Annotated in this window: 5 protein-coding genes; all 5 read right to left on the reverse strand. The window is 31.7% G+C overall.

Translation table 11 applies throughout. From position 1 onward, the window contains the following. A partial coding sequence (locus RMN92_RS04050; RefSeq protein WP_309608184.1) for a PKD domain-containing protein occupies nt 1–3,680 on the reverse strand: 3,680 nt, incomplete at its 3' end. A gap of 337 nt (nt 3,681–4,017) precedes the next feature. Further along, nucleotides 4,018–7,470, reverse strand: a complete 3,453-nt coding sequence (locus tag RMN92_RS04055) for a C25 family cysteine peptidase (RefSeq protein WP_309608185.1) — start codon at nt 7,468–7,470, stop codon at nt 4,018–4,020. 66 nt (nt 7,471–7,536) lie between these two features. Then, nucleotides 7,537–7,758: a hypothetical protein gene (locus RMN92_RS04060; RefSeq protein WP_309608186.1), complete on the reverse strand. Its 222-nt coding sequence runs from the start codon at nt 7,756–7,758 to the stop codon at nt 7,537–7,539. Between the two features lie 5 nt (nt 7,759–7,763). Further along, complete coding sequence (locus RMN92_RS04065; protein ID WP_309608187.1) at nt 7,764–12,014, reverse strand: T9SS type A sorting domain-containing protein; 4,251 nt, start codon at nt 12,012–12,014, stop codon at nt 7,764–7,766. A 3-nt stretch (nt 12,015–12,017) separates the two neighbouring features. Beyond that, nucleotides 12,018–12,228 (reverse strand): T9SS type A sorting domain-containing protein (locus RMN92_RS04070; protein ID WP_309608188.1); only part of this gene is annotated, 211 nt, incomplete at its 5' end.

Consider the following 12,228-nt stretch of genomic DNA (forward strand, 5'->3'; position numbering starts at 1 on the left):
CTGATATTTAGTGTGACAAAAACTCCTTTTTGTGTTGATGCAAATGAGGAGAAATTTTGAACGAGATTTGCACTCGAATTCGTTATAACATTTCCAGAAATTGGGTTGTTACAATTTGAAGGTTGAAGCGTATTATCAATACCATTTTGATCATCATCCATAGCAGACCAACAAGATGGGTTTAGTCTGAAATTTCCGTTTCCACAAGGATTAAAAATTCTCTTAACGTATAGTTTATTGTTGCTAATAAAATAATTTACTTGAGCATTTGTGGTCAATGTGCTGGTTACAGAACTGGTTTCGTTTCCAACAATATCTGTATTTGTTGAAGCAAAATGTTGGTATCCAAGCACATGAATGATGTCTGAATCTAAATTTACAATAGCTTTTAAATTATTGGTTGCGTTGTTGCAAGAGGTGAAAGCATTTAAATTCACATAAAAAAGTCCAGTGGTTGCATTGGCAAAATCTGTCACCAATATATCGGTATTGTTTGTAACTGCTGCCGATTGTGGAATTTGCTTATCGCATTTTTGTAATTCTGCAAAATCGCCACTGGTAATACCTGATGAAGTAAATGGTTGCCAACACAATTCTGAAATATCTACAGTTTTTACACCTTCGCCAATAGAGGAACAAAAATTAGAAACATGGTTTAAATACAATACCTTATTTATCAATGTGAAAGATACTTGGGCGTATCTATTACTAAAACTGGTTACACTACTCGTGTTGTCTCCTGTTACAGATACTGGTAGCACACCATCTTCAAAATGACTGTAACGTATTGTACTAATTTGGTTGGTATCTAAATTTACTATAGCAGAAAAAGCACCAGTACGTCCTTTACAACTAGTATAAAGTTTCATTTTAACTAAAAACTTACCAGTTGTTGCACCGTTAAAATTTGTTATTACGCCTTGTTGACCTGTATTAATTGAAGGTGGGTTGGGCAAGTTATTTACGCAATTTACTGCGTAGTCGTTATCGGAATTTAGAAGTATGCAATTTGCCGAATCATAATTTACGGTTACAAAATTGGTAATAGTTTTTGTATCTGATTGTCCTAAACTATTGGTTACTTTTAATGTAACATTAACTGTTCCTGAAGATAAAAATTTTACAATTGGATCTCTTGAACCTGCACTTGTACCGTTTAAATAAACTGGGGTTTTAGAAAAAGACCATTCCCATGTGGCACCCAAGTAATCAAGAATACTATAATCGCAAAATTTTATTTCTTGGTTTACACAAATGTCTTTAACATTGGTGGTTGGTTGTGCTACTGGATTGCTTTTTTCAAAAAAAGCAATTTCTTGAACTCCCATTGGGCCAGCAACTCTTAACTTTTCTTTGTAGTAACTTGCTTTTAGAAAAAGATTTTTAGAAATAGACGTACGCATCATTATACCTGAAGAGTAATCTATCCAATCGGGCATCGTGTTGTTTTTGTAATAACATTTTGATAAATCATTTTGACTACCCATAATATACACACCGCCATTAGAACCATATTGGTGTACTATTTGTAGGCCAGCAAAACCATCTAGTATTGGTAAATTTAAGCTTGTCCAAGTTAGTCCGCCGTCTAAACTTTTGGAAATTTTATCAACCGAACTTCCATTTCTTAACAACAACCAAACTTCATTTGCGTTAGTTTGCGATACATCAATACGACAATAAATCCCTAAATTTGTGAGGCTTACGCTATTTACATTTGTATTGCAAATAGTCCAATTACTTCCACCATCAATTGTTTTCCATAATCCATTTGCATTTGTCAATACATAAAGTACTTTAGGATCTTTGCGAGTGGTTTTAATATCCCAAACTGTAGAATTAAAACTTTTTAGAACTTGCTTGGTAATTCCGTTATCATAAGAAACCACAACGTCACTTGCGGTGCCTGCGTAAATAATATTACTGTCCTCAGTGTTTGAAGTGGTGTCGCTATTGCGTATTCCATTTTGATAAAGGGTGTTGTCTAAAGTGAATGGATAGGTAACCGCGTAATTCGGATTATAAGTGACATCTACTTGTTTGAAGTTTTTGCCTGTACCAGGATAATACATTGAGTTGGGTCTGCTAAATATAGCTTTGCCATGAGCCTCTTCGCCATCACTTATATATATTGATTTTCCATTATTCCATTCTGGATTGTAAATAGCATAACCATTATGTAGCGTACCACCTCCCATTTGGTCGGTATTAAAGCCTATATCAAAAGCCAAATAATCGCGAGCATCAAGACCTTTGCAAGTACTTTTCCAATTAGATAGGCTAGTAAAACCATCTGATGATTCACTCACGCCACCATCGGTAGATAACACAACGGTATTGCCGAAAAGGACAATATCTTGTATATCTGCATGAACTTTAAAAGGACCAGCATAACCACCAACTGGACTAAAATTTAATCCTCCATTTGTTGATTTGTACAAGCTATTAGAACTTACAAAATAAGTGTTTTCATTGAGTGGTGAGATACCAAAAACAAAAGAGTAAAAACCATTAGCATAACCAACAGGAACAATAGATAAAGATGCGAAGTCTTCGCCACTATTGGTACTTTTAGTTAATTCGACAGTGCCATCATAATTTGCGTTCATAATCATTGAAGCAATAGTAACCAAGTCTGGGTTTGCAGCAGACACTGCTAATAAAAAACCATATTTAGGGGAAGTTAAAGAGTAACTAGTTGGTTTGATAACCCAAGTTAAACCAGCATCTGTACTTTTATAAAAAACACCTGCATTATTTATTGCATAGGCAATTGTGGAACTACCTGGTTTAAATTCTACATCCATTATAGCGCCAGATTGTTTTAAACTGAAATTTAACCCTTCGTCGTTGGAGACATATATACCGCTGTTTGTGGCTATAATAATGGAGTTGCCATTACTTGACCACAAAACTTTATTGCATTCTGCTACAACCGGTTTTACAGTCCAAGTTGCTCCACCGTCTGAACTTATTCTAAACGGATTGCTGCCTAACATTATTTTGTTTGCATCTGTTGGATGAAATGCACTAGGACCAGGATATTCTGCAATAGTCTTCCAGTTTTCGCTACCATCTGTTGTCTTGTAAAGCACACCTGTTTCGGAACTTGCCAGTCTTATATTAGTCGAAGTTGGTGCCACACTTAAATAATATATATTGGCAGCACTAACAATTTGCCCATCATTTTGTACTACTTCCTTAGATCCAACTAGTGACCAATTATTGGCTAGAACACTACTTTTTTTACTGTTTTTTTCTTTTTCTAGATTTTCAGCATTTTTCAAAAAAACATTTTTAGTTGGCATTTCAATAAATCCATCTTCATTTATCCAGTTAATTGGTACTTTGTTGATGAAATGTGATGCAAATCGTACAATCGGATTTTCAGAAATACTTTCTTTGAGTTCGTTTTCTTGTTCGCTTTCATTTTCTTTTTTAACTTTCTCTTTTCTTTCTTTTTTCTCTTTATTGGCCCAATTATCAATATCAATACTTAATTTATTGACATTAATTTGGTCGGGGTTTTCATAAAACTGGTTTGCCCAACTTGGGGTGTTGCTGGTTTTTAATGGTAGATCAGAAAAGTTGATGTAATCTTTAATGCTCATTTTGGTTTCTTGTGAGAAACCATTAAATGAACATAAAATTAATAACAATAGATAAATTTTAGTTTTCATGGTTTTATTTTTTAATTTTTAATTATCCGTTTTTTGTTTCTAACGTCTGACTGAAACAAGTAGCTTTCCGTTTTGTATTTTATCTTCTAAAATTATTTTATAAAATTATGTTTGGTGACTACAATTGTATTTCTCAATTGGAATATTAAATTTTGTAAAAATTGTGTCTTTTTTTAAAAAAGCAATTTTTCAATTGTGTTAAATGCGTTATTTCTTCAATATTAATTTTTTTATGTATTAATTTAATTCAGTTAACAATTTATTAATTATTTTGAAATTAGAGACTGAAAACTCAATAAAATAATTTTATTGAGTTTTATTTAGTATTAAATTAATTTTATTTCAAAATAATTTTTTTAATTGTCGTAATAAAATCATTTGTAACTTTAACAAAATAAATACCAGCTGATGCATTAAAATTGATATCCTCAATTGTGTTTTTAATTTCTTTTTTGAAAATCAACTGACCGTTAATTGAATAAATTTCCAGACCAGCATCACTATTTAAAACTGAATCTAGATTAATTGTGAAGTTTCCATTGGTTGGATTTGGATATAATGAAAATTTAATTTCTGAAAATTCAGTTGTATTTAATGAAGTTGAAACATTTAGTGTGTAATCCTCAACTTCTCCGTAATCAGATGTTCCACACGACTGCATACCGGATCCATAGTGTATTCTTGTTCTTAGTCTACTATAACCATTATTTGCATTTGCTGGAATGGTTATTGTACCTGTTCCTGTTCCAATTGACCCGTTAGTTCCAGAATATGAAATTGCTATATTTTCATTAGCATCATTAAAATCACCATCACGATTCCAATCTACCCAGCAACCCATTGTGTCGGGACTAAAATGTTTACCGTTAATGATTGTAATTGGATAGCTTTGTCCTAAGGTAACATTAGTTATAATAGATGAAAAATTTGAATAACTTGGGCCTTGAGTACTGCTGTTATTTATAGTGTTAATAACAACTTGTTTTATATATTCATCGGTTGTATTCGTGCCTTCTCCATTACAATATACAGGAACAAATCCAATTGTAAGAGGAAAAACTTGATTGGAACTATACTGATTTGAATTTCCACCAGTTAACAAATAATTTAAATTTGAAACTGAACCTCTTGGTGCTGATGTACTGGCTGTTACATTAAATACAAATGTATTATTTTGATTTATGCCTAAAGTTATTGGAACTGTATTTACAGAATTTATTGTCAAGTAATTACTTATTGAATTTATTGAACTCTTAACATTTGAAACCGGTGCATGACCAATATTTGAACATTGAATACTAATAGTTGCTGTTTCGCCTGGATCAAGAAGTCCATCATTGTTTCCTGTTGAATCATTAATAATTATTGTTGTTGGAATTTTAAATTTTGGTGCATTTAAAACAACATTTATTGTTCCGTTCCAAGAATTCCCAGAAATATCTGTAAAAATTAAATCAAATTTAACTGTTTGACCATCAACTATATTATTTGCTATTGTAAAAGTAAATGCGTTATTTCTTAAAACACTTTGTGCTGCATTAATTGTACTATAATTTTCAGTTGCATCTGTAATAGTTACAAGATTACTGGTTGTTGATATGGTTGCGTTAACAGCGTTTGCATTATACCCTGTACCACTTGCCGCAACATTTTCTAACTTAACATTTAAAGAAACGGTTTGACCAAAATTAGTTGGAACAGATGATGTGTAAGAATTTAATACAACAAAAGGTCGATTATTTGGCGCAATAGTTATTGTGCTGCTATATGGGACTTTGTTTTGAGCTGTCACAACTATATCTGCTGTGCCAACGATAACTGAATTAGCATTAAAATTTAAGACCGCTACGCCATTAGAACCTGAAAATGCCGATTTTATCAAAACGCCATTTTGCGACAAAGCAACATATGAATATGGAGCAGCGTTTACAGACAAAGTTGTCATTCCAATTAAAAGCGCTACTGGGTTTAATGTTACCGACATTGGTTGTGGCGTTCCAATATAATTAGTAACAGACGGATCTCCCATTAAATGATAAATTTCCCAATAATACTCTTTGTTTGTTGCGCTAGTTGTTGAACCTTCAACTGCTATATTGCCTGAAACAAGCATTTCGCCTTGTGTTGTGTACCAAGAATTTGTATTGGTTTCATTGCTTAATTGATGCCAGTAAGCATCATACATTCCTCTAGAACTTCCTTCGTAGGTTGGATTGGCAGTTATAGATGTTGTATTGCCCACTCCCCACCAATAATCTTCACTCCAGTAAGTATTATTTGACCCTCCAATATAACCTATTGCGCCACCATTTACTTTTCGTAATGCGGCTTCTCCAAAACATTCATCGTTTGCAAATGTGTTCGATTGGCAGCAACTTCCTATCCACAAACCGTATTTTCCATTATTATTTAAAGATGACATATCAGAAACTGAAAAACTTGGTGAACCCCAACCATCAGAATTGCAATGTGCGGTATAGTTTGCAAAACTGACACCCGTATTTACCTTATTTATTATAGTTGAATGCATCAATGCGTTGTCCAAAGGTTGCAAATACATATTGTTGTTTACATTGTTTGATTCCTTAAAATAATAATCATTTCCGTATTGTAATTGTCCATTTCCGTAGGTCATTTCCATTACAGCATCGTCTCCAGCAACTAATAAAACTTCTGATAAATAACTCGGATTTGGCATTAAATATTTTTCATACATTAGTGTTTTATCAATTTGCGGTTGCAATTGAGCTGTGTTTTGAGCAGAAAAACGACCGTAAAAAACCTCAGGAAGATTATCACCAGTATATTCACAATATCTCAAATCTGTTTTATGCGTTCCCGCATTTCCATCAAAAGAGGGAATTTGCTGCACATCGCCAACTAACAAAACATAATTCATAGGTTCTGTACCATTGTAAATGTTTTGCAAATAAGATTTTATAGCCGTAGTTGTTGTTCCAATTACATCGGTATATGCAACTGTTATTTTAAATCCTTTTTTAATTTTCCAAGCAATGAAGGGTATTAACTGGGTTTGAAACATTCTATCAGAAACAATAACCATATGAATTGGTGATTGTGAAACATTGGTTGCAACACCGTTCAAGTTATTTAAAAGATTATTATTTAAATTTTTATCAATAACTGAATTTCCGTATTTTTCTTTTAATAATTTTGTTTTTTTTATATCTGAATTTACAAATCGAATTTCGATAACTAAATTATTTAAAATTCGTAAACTATTTTGAACAGGATTATATTGAATCGGTTGTATTTCAATTCTTCCAATTTTTGTTGAACGCAATTGACCTGAATTTATATACTTTATGATGTCTGTATTAAAATAGGAATCATATTTATAAGTTTTTATGTCTTTTTCAAATGCAACTTCTCCTTCACTTTTTGATTGAGATCTCCTAGCGGGTGCAATTTTATAGTTTATGCCATAATCAGAAAGTTTTATAATTTGTTCATCAAAACTTTTAATAACAAACTCAATTTCTGCACCTTGTGGTGCTTCAATTAATTTGCTGATCACCGGAATATTGGGCATTCTTGTATTATAAATTTGTGCTAAATTTTTATTAGAAATCGTAATAAATTTTTCATTTGCAGTTAGAATTTCTTTTACATCAATATCTTTTATTGAAAAAAATACGTCGATACCATCAAAATTTTTATCTTTAAATTCAAGTTTGTCTTCATTTGAATTTAATTTAACTAATTGTTTGTTTTGACCAAACATTGTTAAGGCAAGAATAAGTAATAATAATGTGATTGATTTTTTCATGATTTATTTTTGTTATTTTAATTTTTTTTAAATATTAAAAAATATAATATAATTAAATTTTTCTTTTCATTTTTTTTGAGTTAAAACCCAATCGTTAACATCTGTTTTTAACTTATTGACATTAATTTGGTCAGGATTTTCATAAAACTGATTTGCCCAACTTGGAGTTTTGCTGGTTTTTGCTGGCAAATCGGAAAAGTTTATAAAATCTTTGATACTCATTTTGGTTTCTTGTGAGAAACTATTGATTGTGAGTAGAAATAATAATAAATAAATTTTAGTTTTCATAATTTCTATTTTTTAATAATTTTTAAATAGTTGTATTTATTTTCTACTTTATTAAATACTATTACAAAATACAAACCCTCAGCATATTGTTCCATATTTACTTGCAACAAGTTGTTTTCTGTTTTTTCATATTTTGGAGTAATCGATTTACCATCTATATTATAAATACTTAAACTATATTCTGAACTATCAGTTTTGGTATCTATGGTAAATAATCCTTCGGTAGGATTTGGGTAGGCAACAATAGTAGAAACAGAATTGGATATAAAATCATCAATAGCAAGAACTTGATCTGAAGCCAATGAATAGCAAGATTCTGTAATTTGATAATTGCTTCCAGCGCAAGGATCAGAAACCCGTTGGATATACAATTTTTTATTAATTAAAATAAATTTTAATTTCCCGTTTACAGAAGATTCAGAATATACATTTGGAGAATTATTGTTTAAAACTGTGGATGATATTACGGAACCAAAATGTCTGTAATTGATAACGTGTATAAAATTATTTATTAAATCTATACTCAAATAAACAGTTGCATTGGTGTTATTGCAACTAGTGCTTATATTTAATTTAACAAAAACACCATTTTGTGCGCTTGCAATCGAAGAAAAGTCTTGAATAAGATTTGTATTGGCATTTGTTATTATATTACTAGAAATGGTGTTGTTACAATTTGATGGTTGCAGCGCATTGTCTATTCCATTTTGATCGTCATCCATAGCTGACCAACAGGATTGGTTTATTCTAAAATTTCCGTTTCCACAAGGATTGAAAATTCTCTTAACGTACAGTTTATTGTTACTAATAAAATAATTTACTTGTGCATTTGTATTCAATGTGCTGGTTACAGAACTGGTTTCGTTTCCTGTAACATCTGAATTTGTTGAAGCAAAATGTTGGTATCCAAGCACATGTATTATGTCTGAATCTAAATTTACAATAGCTTTTAAATTATTTGTAGCGTTATTGCAAGAAGTAAATGCATTTAAATTCACATAAAATAATCCGCTTGTTGCATTGGCAAAATCTGTCACCAATATATCGCTATTGTTTGTAACTGCTGCTGATTGCGGAATTTGATTGTTACACTTTTGTAATTCAGCAAAATCACCACTGGTAATTCCGGAAGCGGTATAGGGTTGCCAGCATAAGTTTTGTACAGTAATAGTTTTTACACCTTCGCCAATAGTTGAACAAAAATTTGAAACATGGTTTAAATACAATACTTTATTTAATAATGTGAAAGATATTTGTGCGTATCTATTACTAAAACTGGTTACACTACTCGTGTTGTCGCCAGTCACAGATATTGGTAGCACGCCATCATCAAAATGGCTATAACGTATGGTACTAATTTGGTTGGTATCTAAATTTACTATGGCAGAAAAATCAGCAGTAACGCTTTTACAACTATTAAAAAGTTTAATTTTAATTATAAACTTTCCGGTTGTTGCGCCGTTAAAATTTGTTATTACACCTTGTTGTCCTGTATTAACTGAAGGTGGGTTGGGTAAGTTATTTACGCAATTTACTTCAGAATCATTATCAGAATTTAATAATAAACAACTCGCCGAATCATAATTTACGGTTACAAAATTGGTAATAGTTTTGGTATCTGATTGTCCTGAACTATTGGTTACTTTTAAAGTAACATTAACTGTTCCAGGTGATAAAAACTTCACAATTGGGTCTCTAGAACCAGCATTAGTTTCGTTTAAATAAATTGGTGTTTTAGAGAAAGACCATAACCAAGTAGCACCAGTGTAATTAAGAATACTATAGTCGCTAAATTTTATTTCTTGATTTACACAAACTGTTTTTATATTTGTTGTTGGTTGTGCTACAGGACTACTTTTTTCATAAAAAGGAATGGTTTGAACGCCACCACCAGCACTGGCAACAATCAACCTTTCTTTGTAGTAAGATGCTTTTAAAAAGACTCTTTCTAATGCGGTTCCAAGCCTCAAATTTGACGAATAATCAATCCAATCTGGCATGGTGTTGTTGCGATAATAACACTTTGATATATTATTGGTAGTTCCTAAAAGATATACACCGCCATTTGAACCATATTGATGTTGTATTTGTCGGGAACTAAATCCGTTCAATGTTGGAGTATTTAAATCAGTCCAAGTTTCTCCGCCATCTGTGCTTTTAAAAATTCTTGTAGCGTTGTTTGAGTTAGCACAAGTGAGCCAAATTTCGCTTGCATTGGTTTGTGAAACATCAATAAAGCATTGTAGTCCGTTGGATTTTAAGTCTATATAATTTACAATTAGTTTACATAAATTAAAAGTTGCACCACCATCAATTGTTTTCCATAGGCCGTCTGAGCTTGTTACTACATAAATTACCTTAGGGTCGTTACGTGTTGTTTTTACATCCCAAACTAAAGAGCCAAAACTTTTTAAAACCTGGCTAGTTGCTCCATTATCATAGGATACTAAAACATCGTTTCCGAAACCAGCATATATAATATTACTATCTACTGTATTCGAAGTAGTATCACTGTTTCTAATGCCGTCTAGATATGAATTGTTTTGTAAAGTAAAAGGATAAGTACTGGCAAAAATTGGATTATAATCTACATCAATTTGTTGAAACTTTGGATCAATATCTGCATAAAATATTGAATTTGGTCTACTGAAAATTGTTTTTCCAACGGGCGATTCATTTCCGCCAACATATATCGATTTTCTGTTATTCCAGTTTGGATTGAATAAATCATCGCCGTTATGTACTTTTCCTCCGCCCATTTGATCGGTATTAAAGCCAATGTCAAATCCAAAATAATTTAATGCAAACAAACCTTTGCTGGTAACCTTCCATAACGAAAAATCGGTAAAATTATCTGGCGACTCACCGACGCCTCCATCATTAGCTAAAACAACTTTATCATTTATAAAAACCATATCTTGGATGTCGGCATGTAATAAATCATTCAAAGGACCTTTATATCCACCAATTTCACTAAAATTTAAACCTCCATCTGTTGATTTATAAAAAGTACATGCGCCAATAAAATAAGTATTTACATTTACTGGAGAAATACCAAAAACAAAATCATAGAAACCTTGAGAATAGTCAATAGCTATATTAGAAAGAGACGAAAAATTTTCTCCAATATTGGTACTTTTTATTATTTCTATTTTATTATCATTGCCATAAGCTTGAGTACCTGTTAAACAGGCAACAGCAACTAAATCTGGGTTTGCAGCCGTAACTGCTATTAAGAAACCATTTTTTTGGGTATTTGCTGCATAGTTTGTTGGTTTAATAACCCATGTTAATCCAGCATCGGTACTTTTATAAAATACACCTTGATTATTTACAGCATAAGCAATTGTTGAACTGCCTGGTTTGAATTCTACATCCATAAAACTTCCTGCTTGTTTCATGCTAAAATTTGCCCCGGCATCTGAAGAAACATATATGCCGTTACTAGTTGCCGCTATAATGGTTGTGCCGTTATTAGACCAAATAATTTCGTTACTGTTAGCTTCAACTGGCAAAACTGTCCAGCTTGTACCACCGTTAGAACTGTAACGAAACGGGTTGCTTGCTAAAATTATTTTATTAGGATCTGTAGGATGAAAAGCCGCTGGTCCGCCATAATCTGTTAGATAAGTCCAATTTTCACCGCCATCAATAGTTTTAAAAGTCGTATATACTTCTGAACATGCTAATCTTATATTGGGCGCTGTTGGTGCAATATTTAGATATAAAACATTTGTGATTTTTTGAATTTGTTTATCGTTTTGAACGACTTCCATAGCTCCAATTTGCTCCCAGTTGTTAACTAAAACATTTTTACTTTCGTTATTTGTTTTGGTTGCAATACGATTTTTTTCATAATTTTCTGCATTTTTGATAAAAGCACTAATTTTTGGCATAGCAATAAATCCTTGGTCATTAATCCATTCGTTTGGAATTTTTATCACAAAATCAATTGCAAATCGAACAATTGGATTTTCAGAAGTGCCTTCTTCAAATTTGCTTTTATAGCCTGCATCTCTTTTTTCTTTCTTTTCTTTTTTCTCAGCAATTAACCAATCATTAAGTTCTTTTTTGAAATTTTTGATATTAATTTGGTCTGGATTGCTGTACAACTGATTTGCCCAACTTGGCATATCGCTAGTTTTTCCAGGCAAATCAGAAAAGTTGATATAGTCTTTGATACTCATTTTGGTTTCTTGCGAAAAACCATTGATTGTTATTAAAAATAATAGCAATAAATAAATTTTAGTTTTCATGGTTTACTTTTTAATTATTTTCAAATAGTTGTATTTATCATCAGATTTATTATGCAATATCACAAAATATAAACCCTCAGCATATTGTTCCATATTTACTTGCAACAAGTTGTCGGTTGTTTTTTCAAATTTTGAGGTAATAAACTTACCATCAATGTTGTAAATACTTAAACTATATTCAGATCCATTCGATTTGGTATCAATCGTAAAGGAA

Source organism: Flavobacterium sp. (genome assembly GCF_031363805.1).
Classification (GTDB): domain Bacteria; phylum Bacteroidota; class Bacteroidia; order Flavobacteriales; family Flavobacteriaceae; genus Flavobacterium.

Coding starts and splice junctions, on each gene's coding strand:
- RMN92_RS04055 (WP_309608185.1), bottom strand. CDS start 7,470: ATGAAAAAATCAATCACATTATTATTACTTATTCTTGCCTTAACAATG.
- RMN92_RS04060 (WP_309608186.1), bottom strand. CDS start 7,758: ATGAAAACTAAAATTTATTTATTATTATTTCTACTCACAATCAATAGT.
- RMN92_RS04065 (WP_309608187.1), bottom strand. CDS start 12,014: ATGAAAACTAAAATTTATTTATTGCTATTATTTTTAATAACAATCAAT.